The following is an 18,493-nucleotide window of genomic DNA, read 5'->3' as shown; positions in this document are numbered from 1 at the left end:
GGTGTCCTCCGCCGGACCTTTAACGAGAGAAATCCATGCGTATCACGATGATCGGTGCCGGCTATGTGGGTCTGGTGTCGGGGGTCTGCTTTGCCGACTTCGGACATCATGTGACCTGCGTCGATAATGTCGAGGAGAAGGTCGAGGCGCTGCGCGCCGGCAAGGTGCCGATCTACGAACCGGGTCTCGATGAGCTGGTGAAGTCGAACGTCAAGGGCAAGCGCCTGACCTTCACCACCGATCTCAAGAGTGCGGTCGCCGATGCGGATGTGGTTTTCATCGCCGTCGGTACGCCGTCCCGTCGCGGCGACGGTCACGCGGATCTGTCCTATGTCTACGCTGCGGCGAAAGAAATCGCCCATGCGATGACTGGCTTCACGGTCATTGTGACGAAGTCGACCGTCCCCGTCGGCACCGGCGACGAGGTGGAACGGATCATCCGCACCGAGCGTCCGGATGCCGATTTTGCCGTGGTGTCCAATCCCGAATTCCTGCGCGAAGGCGCGGCGATTGCCGACTTCAAGCGTCCTGATCGTATCGTCATCGGCTCGGAGGACGAGCGCGCAACCGAGGTGATGCGCGAGGTCTACCGCCCGCTCTACCTCAATTCGGCGCCGCTGTTCTTCTGCGACCGCCGCACGTCGGAACTCATCAAGTATGCTGGCAACGCCTTCCTGGCGATGAAGATCACCTTCATCAACGAGATGGCCGATCTGTGCGAGAAGGTCGGTGCGGACGTCCAGAAGGTCGCCAAGGGCATTGGCCTCGACAAGCGTATCGGTGACAAGTTCCTGCATGCCGGCCCGGGCTATGGCGGGTCCTGCTTCCCCAAGGACACCATGGCGCTGGTCAAGACCGCGCAGGACCACGAGAGCCCGATCCGGCTCATCGAGACGACGGTTGCCGTCAACGACAGCCGCAAACGGGCGATGGCGCGCAAGGTGATTGCCTGCTGCGACGGATCGGTGCGCGACAAGAAGATCGCGGTGCTCGGGCTGACCTTCAAGCCGAACACCGACGACATGCGCGACGCGCCGGCCCTGTCGATCATCCAGGCACTGCAGGACAACGGTGCCGATGTCCATGCTTACGATCCGGAGGGCATGGAGGCGGCGCAGGCCATGCTGCCGGGCGTTACCTTCGGCAGCGGCCCCTACGAGATTGCCGAGGCCGCGGACGCACTGGTGCTGGTCACCGAGTGGGATGAGTTCCGGGCGCTCGATTTCCGCCGTCTGAAGACGTTGATGGCGCAGCCGGTGCTGGTCGACCTGCGCAACGTCTATCCGCAGGAGGAAGTGACGCGCCACGGGCTGCGCTATTGCGGCGTCGGTCGCTGAGCGGGCGGCCTTCGGGCCACCCGCCGGTTCCTCAGGCCACGCCCTCGAGCCAGGGGGCGGGCACCAGGCTTGGCGGGATTGTGCTGCGGCGCTCGCCCTCGACGAAGCCCTCTATGAAGGACAAGGCGTTCTCCAGCCCGTTCATCGTGTAGGGCTTCTCGATGGCACCCAGCGCACCGGCGAAATCCTCTGGGATGCGCTTCAGGTTGCCGGTGACGAAGACGTACGAAATGTCCTTTTTCGCCAGGTGCCGGCCAACCTCGATGCCGCTTGGCCCGTCCAGCAGATGAATGTCGACGAAGGCGAAATCGAGTTCGCCGGCATCGATCAAAGCCATCGCCTCGCTGCTCGACATGGCTTGCCCGACAATCGTGTGGCCGGCCGCCTCCAGTTCGCTTTCAAGCTCCAGCGCCAGCAACGCTTCGTCTTCGACGATGAGAATATTCAAGTCTGTGGTGCTCCCTGTACGCTGTCGACCGCGAGCTTCACCTCGACGGTTGTCTGACGTCCGCTTGTGTGTCTGTCGATCGCGGCGTTCACCTGCCGCGCGCATGTTTCGAGGATGGTGCGGCTGAAGGCCTGCTCTTCGGCATCGACGAAGCAGGGATCCATGTCGTCGACGATCTTGATGACGAAGTGGCCGTTCAACCGCTTGATGCAAAGGTGGATGGTGCCGCCGCCGTCGCGCAGGCCGCGCCGCAGGGAATCGCCGACCAGCTCGTTGATGATGAGCGCCAGCGGCGATGCCTTGATCGCCGGCACCAGCACCGGTGACAGGTCGAAGGTGATCTGGATGTCGTCTCTGCGCAAGGCTCCCACCACGTCCACCACCAGTTCGTGGGCGAAGTCGGCGACGTCGAATCGCTCGACGTCGGCGGTTGTGAACAGCTTCCGCTGCACGGTGCTCAGCGCCTCGACCCGGTCGAGCACCGAACGCAGGGTGGCGCGCACCGTCTCGTTCTCGGTGGTGCGGGCCTGCAGCTTGAGGATGGAGGCAATCGTCAGGAGGTTGTTCTTGACCCTGTGATCCACCTCGTGGACCAGAAGCGTCTTGGCGTCGAGCGCGTCCTGCAGATCCTTTGTGCGCCGTGCCACCTCCTCTTCGGCCGAACTGCGGGCCGCCGCCAGCTCACGCTGCTTGTCCTTCACGTGGGTGAAGTCCAGCTGCGAGGCGAAAAAGTAGAGCACGCGCCCGCTCTGATCCCGAACCGGGCTGATGAACAGCGCATTCCAGAACGTCGAGCCGTCCTTGCGGTAGTTCAGGATATCGATCGAGATGCTCTGCTCGGATTCGATGGCGCTACGGATCTTGGCAATGCTGTTCTTGTCGGTCTCCGGCCCCTGCAGAAGGCGGCAGTTCCGGCCGACCAGCTCCTCGGCGTTGAAACCCGAAAGGTCGCTGAACGCGGTATTGGAAAAGATGATCGGATTGTCCGGCTGGCGGGGATCGGTGATGATCATCGGCATGCGCGTCGCCTTGAAGGCGGCGGAGAAAGGATCGTCCGACAGATGCTTTGCAAGCAGGCGGTCTCCCGCGTCGCGCGCACTGCGTTTCTGATCTTCCCGGATGCTGCTCATCGACCGTTCATCAATTCGTTCCCACCGGCGCCTCAACGCAACGTGCCGGAACCGGTTCCATCCGGGATCACCGGCGACGGATGGCTAAGGCGCCGCGCGCAGGTACAACGCCTGGATGACACAGAACGGCTGTCACGCCTCTCTAAAAAATCCTGAAAGGTGCTTGTGCAAAGGAAAGGGCTCGTCTATATCCGCGCCACTGGTCACGGAGTGTAGCGCAGTCTGGTAGCGCACCACGTTCGGGACGTGGGGGTCGGAGGTTCGAATCCTCTCACTCCGACCAGCCGAAGGCCCCGCAATGCGGGGCTTTTTCGTTTCTTCCCCTTTCTAACAAAGTTCCTTGCTGTCCCGGCCGAACGGCTAGGCCTGTCCTGCCGCGTCGAGGATAAGCTTTGCAACGATGTCCGGCTGCGAGATGAGCGACAGGTGGCTTGCCTCGATCTCGATCGTCTTGGCGTTCATCCGCTTGGCCATGAACCGCTGGAGCTCCGGATTGATCGTCCTGTCTTGCGTCGACACGGCATAGAAGCTCGGCTTAGAACGCCAGGCAGCCCTGGTCGTCTTGCCGGTCAGCAGCGCCTTCATGAACGGCTGCTGGACGGCATAGAGCACCTCCGCTTTGTCGGCCGGCAGGTCGCCGGCAAAGTCGCGCAGGAAGGCTTCCCTCGAGAGGCGGCCTTCATCACCGTCAAAAACGATCCCGGCGGTTGCCGGCGGCGTCGGATAGGTTTTCGCCAGGGCCGCGTAATCCTCGCCGGCGTCGGGAGCCCGGGCGGCGACGTACACCAGAGAGGCGACGTTCGGATGATCGCCGGCTTCGGTGAGGATCATGCCGGAAAACGAGTGCCCGACGAACACGGTCGGACCGTCTTGCCGATCAAGCACGCGTCGCGCCGCGGCAACGGCATCGGGAAGGCTGGTCAGCGGATTCTGGACCGAGGTGCAGTTGAGGCCTTTTGCCTGCAGTCGCTCGATAACCTCCGTCCAGCAGGATCCATCGGCAAACAGTCCGTGGACGAACACCACGTTGCGTGCGGGCGGTTGCGCAGGAGTGGCGGCACGTGCGCCGCGGCTGGCCGCTGCCGCCACCATGCCGAGGCCGATCGTGCGGGAGAAATCGCGTCTGTTCATCATCGTCCGCTCCTTCAGGGTCTGTGACTGTGACTTTGACTGTGAGTGTCAGTGCAACTGCAAACACGCGGTGCATGCATGATGCCGATTGGCGCCGCCCGTCACCTTTCAAAATACTAGCCTGCGCAATCCCGTCGAGGCTTGGACAAACGCCCTTTGACGACGTGTCTCTCACACGGATGGGCGGGCAGAGGCATCCCAGCCAGGCGGCGGCAGCGGCGCTCAGATCATTCTGGCTCGCCCCGTTGATCCAGATCAAGGCTTCCAGCCGGTTGCAATGACATGGGTGCAGGCAGAGAGGCCGGCGGCACAGCCGGCGCCTGCTGCCTTTTGCATCCGGGGGATGTTTGATGAATACCACCGTACCCATCGCGGCGCTGTCGCTGGGCGCCTTTCTGGCGCTTCTCGGCGCCGGCTTCGCGCATGACGATCTCTTCGCGGCCCACATGTGGGTGCTGTTCTTCACGCTGGCGGCGGCAACCATCGTCATGCTGCAGCGGGTCAATTTCCAGCCGACCACCAGATCCGCACCGGTGGCGGAGCGGTCGGTCTACTTCGACGAAGTGGTAAAATACGGTACGATCGCGACAGTCTTCTGGGGCGTGGTCGGCTTCCTGGTAGGTGTTATCGTTGCTCTGCAGCTTGCCTATCCGGATCTCAATGTAGGTCCGTGGTTCAACTTCGGCCGACTGCGTCCCCTTCACACCTCAGCCGTCGTCTTTGCCTTCGGCGGCAATGCGCTGATCTGTACGTCGCTCTATGTCGTGCAGCGGACCTCGCGGGCCCGGCTGTTTGGCGGGGAGGCGCTGGGCTGGTTCGTCTTCTGGGGTTACCAGCTGTTCATCGTCATGGCTGCGACCGGCTACCTGCTGGGGATTACCCAGGGGCGCGAATATGCCGAGCCGGAATGGTACGTGGACCTCTGGCTGACGATCGTCTGGGTCGCCTACCTCGTCACGTTCCTCGGTACCATCCTGAAGCGCAAGGAGCCGCACATCTATGTGGCGAACTGGTTCTACCTCGCCTTCATCGTCACCATCGCCATGCTGCATGTGGTGAACAACCTCGCGGTGCCGGTCTCCTTCCTCGGCGTCAAAAGCTACTCGGCCTTTTCCGGCGTCCAGGATGCGCTGACCCAGTGGTGGTACGGCCACAACGCCGTCGGCTTCTTCCTGACCGCCGGCTTTCTCGGGATGATGTACTATTTCGTGCCCAAGCAGGCCGGTCGGCCGGTCTATTCCTATCGGCTGTCGATCATCCACTTCTGGGCGCTGATCTTCATGTACATCTGGGCCGGCCCCCACCACCTGCACTACACCGCACTGCCCGATTGGGCGCAGACGCTCGGCATGGTGTTCTCGATCATGCTCTGGATGCCCTCCTGGGGCGGCATGATCAACGGTTTGATGACCCTGTCAGGCGCCTGGGACAAGATCCGCACCGACCCGATCATCCGCATGATGGTGATTGCGATCGCCTTCTACGGCATGTCGACCTTCGAAGGCCCGATGATGTCGATCAAGGCGGTCAACTCGCTCAGCCACTACACGGAATGGACCATCGGCCACGTCCACTCCGGCGCGCTTGGCTGGGTCGGCATGATCTCCTTCGGAGCGATCTACTTCCTGGTCCCGAAGCTCTGGAACCGCCCGCGACTCTACAGCCTGGCCATGGTCAACTGGCACTTCTGGCTCGCCACGCTCGGCATCGTCGTCTACGCCGCCGTCATGTGGGTCGCCGGCGTTCAGCAGGGGCTGATGTGGCGCGAATACGATGACCAGGGCTTCCTCGTCTATTCCTTCGCCGAGGCCGTCGCCGCGATGTTCCCCTACTACCTGCTGCGCGCCGTCGGCGGTGCCATGTATCTCGCCGGTGCGCTGATCATGGCCTTCAACATCACCATGACCATTCTCGGACACGAGCGGCGCGAGACGGTGGCAGGTACCATGCCCGCCGCTCTCCAGCAGGCCGAATAAGGAGCGCACCCATGTCCATCATGGATAAGCATCAATTCATCGAACGCAATGCGACGCTGCTCCTGGTCGGATCCCTGCTCGTCGTATCGATCGGCGGGATCGTCGAGATCGCGCCGCTCTTCTACCTGGAAAACACCATCGAGAAGGTGGAAGGCATGCGGCCCTACTCGCCGCTCGAACTGGCGGGGCGCAACATCTACATCCGCGAAGGCTGCTATGTCTGCCACAGCCAGATGATCCGTCCGTTCCGCGACGAGGTCGAACGCTACGGCCACTACAGTCTCGCGGCGGAATCCATGTACGACCACCCGTTCCAGTGGGGATCCAAGCGCACCGGGCCGGATCTTGCCCGCGTTGGCGATCGATACTCCAACGAGTGGCATGTCCAGCATCTGGTGCGGCCCCGCGACGTGGTGCCGGAATCGATCATGCCGGCCTATGCCTTCCTCAAGGAAACGCCGTTGAAGGTGACCGACGTCACCATGGACCTGAAGGCCAATACGCTGGTCGGCGTTCCGTACAACGAGGACATGCTGGCAAACGCCAAGGCGGATCTGACCGCTCAGGCTGATCCAAACGCCGATACGGCGGCGCTCCTCGCCCGCTATCCCAAGGCGAAGGTCGGCGACTTCGACGGCGATCCGGCAAAGCTCAGCGAAATGGATGCGCTGGTCGCCTACTTGCAGATGCTCGGCACACTGGTCGACTTCTCGACCTATGACGACGCGACCGGCTACCGCTGAGGAGGACGGGTAATGGAACTCTATACGGCAATGCGTCACTTCGCAGACAGCTGGGGCCTCCTCGCCATGCTGCTGTTTTTCGTCGGCGTCGTGCTCTGCACGGTGCGGCCCGGCGCCCGGGCGCAGGCAGACGAGGCGGCCAAAATCCCTCTGAAGGAGGATTGATCATGGCGGACAAGCATATTGATGAAATCAGCGGCGTCGAAACCACCGGCCACGAGTGGGACGGCATCCGCGAGCTGAACAATCCGCTGCCCCGCTGGTGGCTGTGGACCTTCTACGCCACGATCCTCTGGGCGATCGGATACATGATTGTCTATCCTGCTGTCCCGATGCTGACGGATGCGACGCGGGGCATGCTCGGCTATTCCAGCCGCGGTGAGCTGCTGGCAGATCTCGCAGGCGCCAAGGCCGCGCAAGGGGTGATCAGCGACCGCATCGCCTCCGCTTCGCTTCCGGAGATCATCGCCGATCCACAGCTTAACCAGTTTGCCACGGCAGCCGGTGCCGCCGCCTTCAAGGTGAACTGCGTGCAGTGTCACGGTTCGGGTGCAGCCGGCGGTGCCGGCTATCCCAACCTCAATGACGACGACTGGCTGTGGGGCGGCGACGTGGATCAGATCCACCAGACGATCGCCCATGGGATCCGCTCGACCGAGGACGCCGAGAGCCGAGTGTCGGAGATGCCCGCCTTCGTCGACATCCTGCAACCGGCGGAGATCCGCCAGGTGGCGGCCTTCGTGGTCAGCCTGACCGGCACCCCGAATGACGCAGCGATGGTCGAACCCGGCAAGCAGCTGTTTGCCGACAACTGCGCCTCCTGCCACGGCGAAAGCGCCGAGGGAAACCGCGAGTTCGGCGCCCCGAGCCTTGCCGATGCCATCTGGCTGAAGGTCAACGGCGAGAGCGAGATCGCAGCGCAGATCCGCCAGCCGAAGCACGGCGTCATGCCGGCCTGGCAGGCGCGGCTTGGCGAAACCACGGTCAAGGAACTGGCGGTCTATATCCACGCACTGGGCGGCGGAGAGTGATCAGGCCTGCGCCGACAGATAGCGCAACGCGACAGCGGCCGGAGCGCGAATGCCCCGGTCGTTCGTCAGGAAGACATCGCACGAAAGCGCCTCGGCCGTCGCGACATGGATGGCATCGATGAGCTTCATGTTCAGCTCGGCACCGAGTTCGGCCGCGCGTTGAATAAGAGCAAGATCAACCGGGACCAGGGCGACAAATTCCGGGTTGAGCAACAGATCGCGGTAGCTTTGCGCGCTGCCTCTGTTGCTCCGACGGAAGGCCCCACGCAGGCATTCACCCACGGTCATCTCGCTTGTTACGAAGTCGGTGTCGAGCTTGAGGGACCGGATCAGTCGTGCCGTTCCAGTTTGACGAGCCGGTTCACCGTCAACGAGATAGATGATTATGTTCGAATCCAGGTACGTGCGTCGGCGCGCTTTGATCATTCGTCGCCACGTGCATCTCGGACCTCGCGAAGGACCTCCTCGTCCGACAGGTGAGATGAGTGACGGGTTGCTTCGTCCAGCCATTTTTGCAGTTTGTCACGTTGCTCTTCGACAGACGCAGCTTCGACTTCCAAGTCCATAGGAAGGTGGTCGGCTAGCGTTTCGACGACAACTTTCGCGCGCGATCCTGCGGTCCGGGCGGCTGCGGCGTCGATCCGCGACAGCATTTCGTCGTCCACTTCGATTTCCAGTCTGTGCAGGCCCACGGATCTCTCCACTTCCATCCTCAGCATAGCGCAATCGGATCGATCCCGCCACAACAGGACGAAGTGGCCGCCTGCGGATTGATTTCCATCAAGGAAACATTGGGCTGAGAACGGCAAGAGTATGGGCCAAAGGATGGTCCCATGCCTCTCGATACTGCAGCTTCCGACATAACAGCGTCCGGCGTCGCAACCGCGGGTGAGGGCGGCAGGAAAACTGACGCGCCAGGCCCGGACCAGCCAGCCGGCCAGCCGCTTTACCAGAAGCGGAAGAAGATTTTCCCGAAGCGGGCCGAAGGACGATTCCGGCGCTTCAAATGGCTGGTCATGCTGGTGACGCTGGGGATCTACTACATCACGCCCTGGATCCGCTGGGATCGTGGTCCCTATGCGCCGGATCAGGCGGTGCTCATCGACCTGGCATCGCGCCGCTTCTACGTCTTCTTCATCGAGATCTGGCCGCAGGAGTTCTTCTTCGTCGCCGGCCTCCTGGTGATGGCCGGCTTCGGCCTGTTCCTGGTAACGTCGGCTGTCGGTCGCGCCTGGTGCGGCTATTCCTGTCCGCAGACCGTATGGGTGGACCTGTTCCTTGTCGTTGAGCGCTTCATCGAGGGAGACCGCAACGCCCGAATGAAACTCGATGCCGGCCCCTGGACCTTCGAGAAGCTCGCCAAGCGAACGGGCAAGCACGCGACATGGCTGGTCATCGCGGTCCTAACCGGCGGCGCCTGGATCTTCTACTTCGCCGATGCGCCATCGCTGGCCTTCGATTTCCTCAACGGCCAGGCGCCCTTCGTTGCCTATTCGACAGTCGCTGTCCTTACCGCCACCACCTATGTCTTCGGCGGACTGCTGCGCGAGCAGGTGTGTATCTACATGTGCCCCTGGCCACGCATACAGGGCGCCATGCTGGACGACAGCTCGCTTGTCGTCACCTACAACGACTGGCGCGGCGAGCCACGGGGCCGGCATGCCAAGAAGGCGGCCGCGGCCAATCAGCCGATGGGCGATTGCGTCGACTGCGACGCTTGCGTCGCCGTCTGTCCGATGGGCATCGACATCCGCGATGGTCAGCAGCTCGCCTGCATTACCTGCGCGCTCTGTATCGATGCCTGCGACGGAGTGATGGACAAGCTCGGCCGCGCACGCGGGCTCATCGCCTACGCGACGCTCGACGAGTACCGATCCAACATGGCCATTGCCACCGACGGCGGTCGCACGGCTATCGACCCCGCACGGGTGCGCACCGCCGATGGCCGCTTCGCCGAGGCCGTCAGATCCTTCGACTGGCGGATCATCGTTCGGCCGCGCACGCTTTTCTACACGGCGGCCTGGTGTGCGGTCGGCCTCGGCCTTGTGGTTGCACTGCTTGCCCGGGATCGTCTTGAGCTGAATGTCCTGCACGACCGCAATCCGCAATTCGTGCTCGAGTCGGATGGCGCAATCCGCAATGGCTACACGATCCGCCTCCTCAACATGATCCCGGAACGCCGTATCCTTCTCCTGTCGCTGCAGGGGCTGAACAGCGCCGAGATGAAGATCCCGGCACTCGCTGCCGACTATGCCGATCGTGTCTTCGCCATTCAGGTGGAGCCTGACAGGGTCACGACACTGAAAGTGTTCGTGACGCTGCCGAAGGAGGCGCTGGCCGATGCGCGCGAAGGCCTTGCCTTCATCGTCGAGGATCGGATCAGCCAAGAGAAGGACGTCTACCGCGCCGCCTTCAATATTCCCGGAGCCCAGTGATGTTCATGCGCCGATCCCACGACTTTACCTTCACCGGATGGCACATGGCGGGCGTCGTCTGCCTGTTCTTCGGCACGATCATTTCGGTCAACGTCTACATGGCCTACCAGGCGGTCCACAGCTGGAGTGGGCTGGTTGTCGAGAACACCTATGTGGCAAGTCAGCAGTTCAACGGAAAGGTCGAGGAAGCCAAGCACTTGGCGGCCAGCGGCCTGTCCGGAACACTGACGGTTGGCGCCGGCATGATCCGCTATCGTATGGTCGATGCGGCAGATAGGCCTGTCGACGCCGATGAATTGACCGTTCGCTTCAAGCGCCCCGTCGGCGATCACCAGGATTTCGAGCTCTTGCTCTCCCCGGTTGGCAGCGGCGTGCATGAAGCCCGGCGCGAGGTTCTGCCGGGTCATTGGATCGTCGAGGTGACGGGCCTCAAATCGGGCGAGCGGATCCTGCACCATTCCAAGCGCATCGCCGTGACCGGGCCTGCCTCATGAGCTGCTGCGCACCGGGCACCGAAGCTGCCCTCGATCTATCCTCTCCTGCCTATGGCGCGCCGTCACGTGAAGAGCTGCTGCTGGCCCGTCGTGACCTTGGCGAGGATCGTTATCAGACAGATCTCAGCGTGCCCGGCGTCCATTGCGGCGCCTGCATCGCGTCGATTGAGCAGGCACTCCGGCAATTGCCCGCCGTCGAAAAGGCGCGTGTCAACCTGTCGACACGCCGCGTCTCCATCATCTGGCGCAATGCAGAGGACGTCGCAGATCCCGTCGCCTTCGTCGAGGCGATCCGCAGTGCCACCGGCTATTCCGCTCATCTGTTCTCAGGCGACGCCGAGGAGAGCGACCGCTTGAGGATGCAACTGATCCGCAGTGTCGCGGTCACGGGCTTCGCCTCGGCCAACATCATGCTGCTCTCGGTCTCTGTCTGGTCCGGAGCGGAAGCCTCGACCCGCGACCTCTTCCACTGGATCTCGGCCTTTATCGCTGCGCCGGCGCTGATCTATGGCGGGCGGTTTTTCTACCGGTCGGCGTGGCAGGCCCTGCGGCATGGCCGCACCAATATGGACGTGCCGATCGCGCTCGCCATCACGCTCTCCTATGCCGTCTCGCTGTGGGAGACTGTGCAACACGGCGAGCACGCCTGGTTCGATGCCACGGTGTCGCTGCTGTTCTTCCTGCTGATCGGCCGGACGCTGGACCATGTCATGCGTGACCGCGCCCGCTCGGCGATCACCGGACTTGCGCGTCTTGCACCGCGTGGGGCCATGGTCGTGCTTGACGACGATAGCCGCGAATACCGTCCCGTGGAAGAAATCGCCTCGGGAGACCGGTTTGCCGTCGCTGTCGGAGATCGGGTACCGGTGGATGGCATGGTGATTTCAGGGATGAGCGATCTGGATCTCTCGATCGTCACCGGCGAAAGCGCTCCACAGCCCGTCCGTCCCGGAGTCGCGGTCCAGGCGGGCGTCATCAACCTCACCGGCTCGCTGATCTTGCGGGCGACCGCCACCGTCCACCAATCCTTCCTCGCTGAAGTCATCGCTCTGATGGAAGCTGCCGAAGGCGGTCGTGCGCAGTATCGCCGCATTGCCGATCGCGCCGCGACCATTTATTCCCCAGTCGTTCATCTTCTGGCGCTTCTGACCTTCCTTGGCTGGGGCATGCTTGGCGGTGACTGGAAGCAGGCGATGCTGATCGCGATCTCGGTGCTGATCATCACCTGCCCTTGCGCGTTGGGGCTTGCGGTGCCGGTGGTGCAGGTAGTGGCGGCCGGAAAGCTGTTTCAGAGCGGCATCATGGTGAAGGACGGGTCGGCGATGGAACGGCTCGCCGAAGCCGATACCATCGCTTTCGACAAGACCGGAACACTCACTGTCGGCCGGCCGGTTCTGATCGAGGCTGAGGGCGATCCCGAATTCCAGGCCCTGGCCGCTGCGATTGCCGCCCATTCGCGTCACCCGCTGTCGCGGGCGCTGGCGGCCTCGCATCATGGTCCAACGCCTGCCATTGAAGGCGTCCGTGAAATCGCCGGCGAGGGGATGGCCGTCGACACACCGGCCGGTGAAGTGCGGCTCGGACGACGTGCCTTTGCCTGCGCCGGATCCACGACGCGGGACGCCGACGTTGCCTCCGAAGTCGTGCTGGCCGTCGGCGGCGAGGAAAAGGCGCGCTTCGCCTTTCGGGACGCGCTGCGACCGGATGCGAAACGCGTCGTGCTGTCTTTGCATCAGCAGGGGTTTCCGCTCTCGATCCTCTCCGGCGACCGCGCGGCGGCCGTCCGGGATGCTGCAGACCGGCTCTGTATCGAGGCGTGGACGGCGGATGTATCGCCGCAGGGCAAGACGGAAGCCCTGGAGCGGCTGCGTGCTGCGGGACGCCACGTCCTGATGGTGGGGGACGGGATCAACGACGCGCCGGCGCTGAGTGCCGCCCATGTGTCGATGGCGCCTGCAACGGCTGCCGATATCGGTCGTCGGGCGGCCGATTTCGTTTTCCTGCGCGAGGGCCTCGAGCCGGTGCAGACGGCCATCGCGGTGTCCCGCACTGCCGCGCGGCTGATCCGCGAGAACTTCGCGCTCGCCGTCGGCTACAACGTCATCGCCGTGCCGGTGGCAATCGCCGGCTATGCGACGCCGCTGGTTGCGGCAGTCGCCATGTCGACATCGTCGCTGATCGTCGTGGTCAATGCCTTGCGTCTCAACCGCATGGCGCGGCCGACAACCGATGCTGCTCAAACGCAGCGACTTGGCGTCCAGACTGCCGCGGAGGCCAGCCTCGCATGAACATGCTGATCTACCTGATACCGATCGCGCTGTTGCTGGGAGCCTTAGGCCTCGGCGCCTTTCTCTGGTCGCTGGGCAGCGGTCAGTACGAAGACCTCGACGGTGCGGCCTGGCGGGTGCTGGAGGAGGATGACACGCCGGATGCTTAGTGCAGCCGTCTCAGGCGGCGCTTTGCTCCATGCGTGGCCGGCCGATCCCGACCGGGACCCGGCGCAGGATTTCCTGCGCGTACAAGCCGGCGTTCTCGCGTGCCTTGTCGAGATTGCTGACCCGCTCCGGGCTCATCGAGTAGAGCGTGCCGCCGCAGTCGAAGACATCTCGGAAGGCAGAGCGTTCGATGATCGGCGTATTGAGGACGTCGACATTGCGCTGCGCCAGCAGACCTTTGACGGCGAGCAGAGCACGGGTGGTGACCATCGAGTTCACCCGGGTCAGGACCACCGAATGCGGCACCTTCAGCCCGAGCTTGGCGTCGAGATACTGCAGGAGTTCGAGCACATGCGCGCCGCCCTGGGCATCCATCGCGCAGCCCTGGATCGGGATCAGCACGTGGTCCGACAGGCCGATGGCCTTCGCCAGCAGGGGACTGCGCGCGCCTGGCAGGTCGATCAGGAAATAATCCGTTGTGGCGCGCTTTTCTTCCAGATGTCGGTCGATGGAGGCCTGCGTCACGTAGGAGACGACCGATAGCCGGCTTACCGGCTGCGAGAGGTCGTACCAGCGCGACATCCAGTATTGCGGATCGGCATCGAGAACGCAGACGCGGTGGCCCATGCGGGCGAGTTCTGTCGCAAGCAGCAGCACGGCGGTCGTCTTGCCGGCGCCGCCTTTGGTGTTGGCAAATGTAATGACGGGCATCGTCGATCCTTGGGCAAAGGTTCGTGAGCCTCGATCGCTCAGTCAGAGCACTGTCATTGTGCAGCCGCCATTCTGACGCAGCATGGTTAACGAAAGACGAAGACGGCCTGTCCGGACCCGGACTAATGGCGCTTGTCTGCCGCCAGGATTTCCCGCGCCACCTGATCGAGCGGCACAACGCGATCGACGCCGCCGCGGGCGATTGCCTCCTTCGGCATGCCGAAGACCACCGACGTTGCCTCGTCCTGCGCAATGGTGAAGGCCCCTGCCTGGTGCATCTCGTCCATGCCGCGGGCTCCATCGTCGCCCATGCCGGTCAGAATGACGCCCATGGCGTTCGCCCCCGCAGCCCGGGCGGCGGAGCGGAACAGAACGTCGACCGACGGGCGGTGGCGGGAGACGAGCGGGCCGGAGCGGATCGTCACCTCATAGCGTGCGCCGCGCCGGTCGAGGAGCATGTGCTTATCGCCGGGAGCAATCAGAACATGGCCGCGCAACACCGGATCTCCCTGCTCGGCCTCCTTGACCTCGACCTCGCAGAGGCTATTCAGCCGCTTGGCGAAGGCGGCCGTGAACTTTTCCGGCATGTGCTGGACGATGACCATGCCCGGCGCATTCGCCGGCAGCGCTTCCAGCAGCTCGCGCAGCGCCTCGGTGCCGCCGGTCGAGGCGCCGACGCAGACCACCATCTCGGTGGTCTTCGCCATCGCGCCGATACGCGGCGGCGGCAGCACCGCATCGGCTGTCAGCTTGGCCGTCGGTGCGCTGTCCGGCCGGAACCGGCGCAGCTTGCCAAGCCGGGCGCGCGCCGCACCCTTGACCGCCGCCCGCACGCGCTCGGCGCTTTCCGCCAGATGATCGGCCGCACCGATCTTCGGCTTCAGGATGACGTCGACGGCGCCGGCATCAAGCGCCTGCAGCAGGGTTTCCGACCCCGCCTCGGTCAGCGACGAGCACATCACGACGGGAATCGGATGCTGGGACATCAGCTTCCGCAGAAAGGTAATGCCGTCCATCTGCGGCATCTCGACGTCGAGCGTGATGACGTCGGGGATCTCTTCGCGGATCTTGCGTGCCGCGGCAAACGGATCGGCCGCGGCGCCGATCACCTCGATTTCCGGATCCTCGGACAGCAGCTGGGTAAGCGTCTGGCGGATGCTGGCCGAATCATCGACGATCAGGACGCGGATCTTCTTTCCCAGCATGGCGTCATACCCGTTTGAACACAGTATTGGCGACCTGGCGGATCGGCAGGTTGAGACCCGAGGCGGTTTCCGAATGGCCGATGAACAGATAGCCGCCCGGCACCAGACGATCACACAGGCGCGAAAGAACATGCTGCTGAGTCGGCTTGTCGAAGTAGATCAGCACATTTCTGCAGAAAATGACATGCTGGGCCTCCTTCAGCGGATAGGCCTCGTCCATCAGGTTGAGCCGGCCGAAGCCGACACGCTGGCGCAAGACCGGCGCGATGCGCACCTCGTCGCGGCGCGGGTTGATGGCCTCCATCACGTACTTGCGCCGCATCTGGGTCGGCACCGGCCGCACCATTTCCTTGGTGTAGATCGCCCGGCGGGCCGTCTCCAGGACTTCCGTCGACAGATCGGTCGCGATCACCTTGTACGAGGTGTCGGGCCGCTGTGCCAAACACTCGGCCAACACCATGGCGATCGTGTAGGGTTCGGCACCGGTTGAGCAGGCCGAACTCCAGACGCGGATCTGGTTGCTGCCAGACTGCAGCAGTTCGGGGAGGGCGGCCTCGGCGAGATACTCGAAATGCTTGGGCTCGCGGAAGAAGTCCGTCTTGTTGGTGGTGACGGCATCGATCAGATAGACGGATTCGCCCTCCAGCCCGTTGCCGCTGAACAGGAAGTCGCAGTACCCGTCGAAGGTCGTCGCCCCCGTCGCGCGCAACCGGCGCCGCAACCGGCCCTCCAGCATCGTCAGCTTGGTGATCGGCATCTTGATGCCGCTGTAGTCGTAGATGTACTTCGCCAGCCTGTCGAAGTTCCGCCGGCTGAGGCGGTCGTCCAGAGGCTGTCGTTGAAGGCTTGCCGATGAGGCCACGCTGAACTCCGCCTATGCCACTTGCTGCGCCGGCGTCACGCCCGCAAGCGCGCTGCCGGAATCGGAAAACAACCGGGCGAGGTCGATGATCACCACGAAGCCGGCATCGCGACGCACGACGCCGGCGATGTAGTCGGAACGCCAGCGAATACCGATGTCCGGCGCGGTCTCGATCTGCTCGCGCTGGAAGGGCACCACCTCGTAGACCCGGTCTGCCACCAGCCCGAGCGCCAGCACGCGGCCGTCGACCGGCACGTCGAGCACCAGGATGCGAGTGTGCGGCGTCTTCTCCGTAGCACTCATCCCGAGCCGCAGCCGCAGGTCGATGACCGGCACACCCTGGCCGCGGACGTCGCGCAGGCCCAGCAGATATTCCGGCCCATGCGGAATGCGGAAGGGTTCCTCGTGGTCGAGGATCTCCCGGACGACTTCCACCGGCACGGCAAAGATCTCGTTGCCGAGGCTGAAGGTGACGAACTGCGCTTCAGATGCTGCTGCCATGTTATGCGCTCTCCCGGAACTCTGCGTCGTCTTCGTCTGGCCCGCCCATCGACATGTCGAGGGCAAAGCCCTTCACCCGCGCCTGTTGAGCAGACACCGAACGGCCTGTTGCAGGTCGCGACGGCTGGGTCTGGGCAGGCTGGCGGACGGTCGGCGCGCGTCCGGCCGTCCTTGCCTTCAGTGCCGTTTCCACCCGGAAGAAGGCAATCGAGGCCTGCAGCTCCTCGGCCTGTGCGGCAAGCTCTTCGGAGGTCGAGGACATTTCCTCGGACGCTCCGGCGTTCTGCTGAGTGACCTTGTCGAGCTGCTGGATCGCCTCGTTGATCTGGGTCGCGCCGATGTCCTGCTCGCGGCAGGCAGCCGAGATTTCGGCCACCAGTTCAGCCGTCTTCTGGATGTCCGGCACCAGGCGGTTCAGCATCTCGCCGGCGTCGGTCGCCACCTGCACCGTATCGCCGGAGAGGGCGGAGATTTCCGCCGCAGCCGCCTGGCTGCGTTCGGCAAGCTTTCGGACCTCCGAAGCGACGACCGCAAATCCCTTGCCGTGTTCGCCGGCACGTGCGGCTTCGACCGCAGCATTCAGCGCCAACAGGTCTGTCTGGCGGGCGATTTCCTGGACGATCGAGATCTTCTGGGCGATCGTGCGCATGGCACCGACGGCCCGCGACACGGCCTGTCCCGATGCTTCGGCATCGAGCGAGGACTGGCGTGCGATCTTCTCGGTCTGTGCAGCGTTGTCGGCGTTCTGCTTGATGTTGGCGGCCATCTCTTCCATGGCGGCAGATGCCTGTTCGGCAGCCGATGCCTGTTCCGTCGCACCCTGGGACAGCTGCTCTGAGCTGGACGACAGTTCCTGGCTGCCGGACGAGACGTTGTCGGAAGCCGACAGCGCATCGCCGACCACGCCGCGAAGGCGCTCCACCATGCTGCGCAGCGCAAGACCCAACGTGTCCTGGTCGGACAGCGGCTTCGGCGATACGGTCAGGTCGCCTGAGGCGATCTCGTTTGCAACGCGGGCCGTCTCCCGCAGGTTCAACACCATGCTGCGCATCGAATGTCCGAGCGTGTCCTTGTCGGAAAGCGGCTTGGGCTCGACGGAGAGATCGCCGGTGGCGATCTGGTCGGCAATACCGGCCGTCGCCCGCAGATTGGCGGTCATGATGTTGACGGTGTCGATCAGGTCCTTGATCTCGTCGTTCGTCTTTACCGATACCGTCTGGTTCAGGTCGCCGATCGCCACTGCATTGACGACGGAAGACGCCTTGCTCAAGCCACGGGTAATGCCGAGCGTGATCCAGAATGCCGCGCCGATGGCAACGAGTACGGCAAGGGTCGCGGCGGCGGTGAGAATGGTCATCGTCGCGGTGAACAGTTCAGCATCCGACTGGCGGGTTTCCGCCATGCCGCGGCGCTGGATGTCGAGAAGCCCCGAGACCGAGGCGGCAAGTTCCGTCGAGATCGTATGCACCTCGTTCATCGCCAGGGCGACGGCAGCATCCCGGTTGCCGCTGGTCTGCAGGCCTTCCATCTCGTCGCTCTTCTGGCTGAACAGCTTGGCATCCGCCAGCAACTGCTCCCAATAGGCGCGCCCTTCAGCCGCAGAGATGTTCAGTCCTTCCTGGGCCGATTTCGTCAACAGCTGGAGGTGTTCGTCCGATTCCTTGTAGAATGCCTTTACCTCAGCAGGATTGGTCATCAGCAGCGCGGTTTCCTGCGCACGAACGGCATCCACCGAGGCGACGTTCGCCGTCAGTGCCAGTTCCAGGCGCCGGACCGGACCGTCGAGCATGTGCGTGCTGGCGTCGTTCAACTTGCTGACGCTCACGCCGCCATAGATGGCGACGCCGATCAGCAGCGCCGTCAGCAGCGCGAACGCCAGGCTCAGTTTTGATTTGATGGTGAACCGCATCTCGCAAATCCAATCTCGTTACATGTCGGATCCACATCCGGCACAAGCGCGGCCGGTGCGAAAGCTCCTGCTTTCACCGGCCGCTTGAACATCCCGTGCATCATGCGCAGACGTAAAAGCTGCGCGGGACCCGAGGCCCCGCGCT

19 protein-coding genes and 1 tRNA gene are annotated in these 18,493 nt (G+C 63.6%); 10 read left to right on the top strand and 10 right to left on the bottom strand.

What is annotated here, in order from left to right; all coding sequences use genetic code 11:
• Nucleotides 1–35 precede the first annotated feature (35 nt).
• Entirely contained in the window at nucleotides 36–1,337 is a 1,302-nt protein-coding gene (locus AAIH46_RS14120) for a UDP-glucose dehydrogenase family protein (protein WP_430306501.1), read from the top strand.
• Nucleotides 1,338–1,368: 31 nt separating this feature from the next.
• Here AAIH46_RS14120 and AAIH46_RS14115 read toward each other — a convergent pair whose 3' ends face one another.
• Both AAIH46_RS14115 and AAIH46_RS14110 read right to left on the bottom strand, forming a co-directional pair.
• A complete protein-coding gene (locus AAIH46_RS14115) occupies nucleotides 1,369–1,785 on the bottom strand; it encodes a response regulator (protein WP_430306500.1) in 417 nt (138 codons plus the stop codon).
• Entirely contained in the window at nucleotides 1,782–2,915 is a 1,134-nt protein-coding gene (locus AAIH46_RS14110; RefSeq protein ID WP_430306499.1) for a histidine kinase dimerization/phosphoacceptor domain -containing protein, read from the bottom strand. Before AAIH46_RS14110 ends, AAIH46_RS14115 begins: the two co-directional genes overlap by 4 nt.
• A 206-nt stretch (nucleotides 2,916–3,121) precedes the next feature.
• Between AAIH46_RS14110 and AAIH46_RS14105 the strand changes: the two genes are divergently transcribed.
• Nucleotides 3,122–3,198 (top strand) — tRNA-Pro (locus tag AAIH46_RS14105).
• 77 nt (nucleotides 3,199–3,275) lie between these two features.
• Here AAIH46_RS14105 and AAIH46_RS14100 read toward each other — a convergent pair.
• Nucleotides 3,276–4,049 (bottom strand): alpha/beta fold hydrolase, encoded by a 774-nt coding sequence (locus tag AAIH46_RS14100; protein WP_430306498.1) that lies wholly within the window; start codon nucleotides 4,047–4,049, stop codon nucleotides 3,276–3,278.
• Nucleotides 4,050–4,396: 347 nt separating this feature from the next.
• Here AAIH46_RS14100 and ccoN point away from each other — a divergent pair, with 347 nt between their 5' ends.
• The 4 genes from ccoN to ccoP are packed head-to-tail and all read left to right on the top strand — an operon-like array spanning nucleotide 4,397 to nucleotide 7,796.
• Entirely contained in the window at nucleotides 4,397–6,022 is a 1,626-nt protein-coding gene (gene ccoN, locus AAIH46_RS14095; protein WP_430306497.1) for a cytochrome-c oxidase, cbb3-type subunit I, read from the top strand.
• Nucleotides 6,023–6,033: 11 nt separating this feature from the next.
• Nucleotides 6,034–6,765: a cytochrome-c oxidase, cbb3-type subunit II gene (ccoO, locus tag AAIH46_RS14090; RefSeq protein ID WP_430306496.1), complete on the top strand. Its 732-nt coding sequence runs from the start codon at nucleotides 6,034–6,036 to the stop codon at nucleotides 6,763–6,765.
• A gap of 12 nt (nucleotides 6,766–6,777) precedes the next feature.
• Nucleotides 6,778–6,930: a cbb3-type cytochrome c oxidase subunit 3 gene (locus tag AAIH46_RS14085; protein WP_430306495.1), complete on the top strand. Its 153-nt coding sequence runs from the start codon at nucleotides 6,778–6,780 to the stop codon at nucleotides 6,928–6,930.
• Nucleotides 6,931–6,932: 2 nt separating this feature from the next.
• Nucleotides 6,933–7,796 carry a cytochrome-c oxidase, cbb3-type subunit III gene (ccoP, locus tag AAIH46_RS14080; protein WP_430306494.1) on the top strand — a complete coding sequence of 288 codons (864 nt, stop codon included), beginning with the start codon at nucleotides 6,933–6,935 and terminating at the stop codon, nucleotides 7,794–7,796.
• Here the strand turns inward: ccoP and AAIH46_RS14075 are convergent, their stop codons facing one another.
• Nucleotides 7,797–8,222, bottom strand: a complete 426-nt coding sequence (locus tag AAIH46_RS14075) for a type II toxin-antitoxin system VapC family toxin (protein WP_430306493.1) — start codon at nucleotides 8,220–8,222, stop codon at nucleotides 7,797–7,799.
• Nucleotides 8,219–8,488, bottom strand: a complete 270-nt coding sequence (locus AAIH46_RS14070) for a hypothetical protein (RefSeq protein ID WP_430306492.1) — start codon at nucleotides 8,486–8,488, stop codon at nucleotides 8,219–8,221. Before AAIH46_RS14070 ends, AAIH46_RS14075 begins: the two co-directional genes overlap by 4 nt.
• A gap of 141 nt (nucleotides 8,489–8,629) precedes the next feature.
• Here AAIH46_RS14070 and ccoG point away from each other — a divergent pair, with 141 nt between their 5' ends.
• From ccoG to ccoS, 4 genes are read left to right on the top strand one after another with little or no spacing between them, the layout of a single operon-like run.
• Complete coding sequence (gene ccoG / locus AAIH46_RS14065) at nucleotides 8,630–10,231, top strand: cytochrome c oxidase accessory protein CcoG (protein WP_430306491.1); 1,602 nt, start codon at nucleotides 8,630–8,632, stop codon at nucleotides 10,229–10,231.
• Entirely contained in the window at nucleotides 10,231–10,725 is a 495-nt protein-coding gene (locus AAIH46_RS14060; protein ID WP_430306490.1) for a FixH family protein, read from the top strand. The genes ccoG and AAIH46_RS14060 overlap by 1 nt, the downstream gene beginning before the upstream one ends.
• Nucleotides 10,722–13,013, top strand: a complete 2,292-nt coding sequence (locus AAIH46_RS14055) for a heavy metal translocating P-type ATPase (RefSeq protein ID WP_430306489.1) — start codon at nucleotides 10,722–10,724, stop codon at nucleotides 13,011–13,013. Before AAIH46_RS14060 ends, AAIH46_RS14055 begins: the two co-directional genes overlap by 4 nt.
• Nucleotides 13,010–13,162, top strand: a complete 153-nt coding sequence (ccoS, locus tag AAIH46_RS14050) for a cbb3-type cytochrome oxidase assembly protein CcoS (protein ID WP_430306488.1) — start codon at nucleotides 13,010–13,012, stop codon at nucleotides 13,160–13,162. Before AAIH46_RS14055 ends, ccoS begins: the two co-directional genes overlap by 4 nt.
• Before the next feature lie 10 nt (nucleotides 13,163–13,172).
• On the opposite strand, the gene AAIH46_RS14045 is transcribed toward ccoS, so the two are convergent.
• The 5 genes from AAIH46_RS14045 to AAIH46_RS14025 all read right to left on the bottom strand — a co-directional run bounded on the left by AAIH46_RS14045 (nucleotide 13,173) and on the right by AAIH46_RS14025 (nucleotide 18,348).
• Nucleotides 13,173–13,871, bottom strand: a complete 699-nt coding sequence (locus tag AAIH46_RS14045) for a ParA family protein (RefSeq protein WP_430306487.1) — start codon at nucleotides 13,869–13,871, stop codon at nucleotides 13,173–13,175.
• 122 nt (nucleotides 13,872–13,993) lie between these two features.
• Nucleotides 13,994–15,073: a protein-glutamate methylesterase/protein-glutamine glutaminase gene (locus AAIH46_RS14040; RefSeq protein WP_430306572.1), complete on the bottom strand. Its 1,080-nt coding sequence runs from the start codon at nucleotides 15,071–15,073 to the stop codon at nucleotides 13,994–13,996.
• A 7-nt stretch (nucleotides 15,074–15,080) separates the two neighbouring features.
• Nucleotides 15,081–15,938, bottom strand: a complete 858-nt coding sequence (locus AAIH46_RS14035) for a CheR family methyltransferase (protein ID WP_430306486.1) — start codon at nucleotides 15,936–15,938, stop codon at nucleotides 15,081–15,083.
• 12 nt (nucleotides 15,939–15,950) lie between these two features.
• Nucleotides 15,951–16,439 carry a chemotaxis protein CheW gene (locus AAIH46_RS14030; RefSeq protein ID WP_430306485.1) on the bottom strand — a complete coding sequence of 163 codons (489 nt, stop codon included), beginning with the start codon at nucleotides 16,437–16,439 and terminating at the stop codon, nucleotides 15,951–15,953.
• A gap of 1 nt (nucleotide 16,440) precedes the next feature.
• Complete coding sequence (locus AAIH46_RS14025) at nucleotides 16,441–18,348, bottom strand: methyl-accepting chemotaxis protein (RefSeq protein ID WP_430306484.1); 1,908 nt, start codon at nucleotides 18,346–18,348, stop codon at nucleotides 16,441–16,443.
• Nucleotides 18,349–18,493: the final 145 nt, after the last annotated feature.

Source organism: Rhizobium sp. 0TCS1.26 (genome assembly GCF_050455525.1).
GTDB lineage: Bacteria > Pseudomonadota > Alphaproteobacteria > Rhizobiales > Rhizobiaceae > Neorhizobium.
The sequence above is the reverse complement of the archived record's forward strand: the minus strand, read 5'-3'. Positions and strand labels throughout refer to the sequence as shown.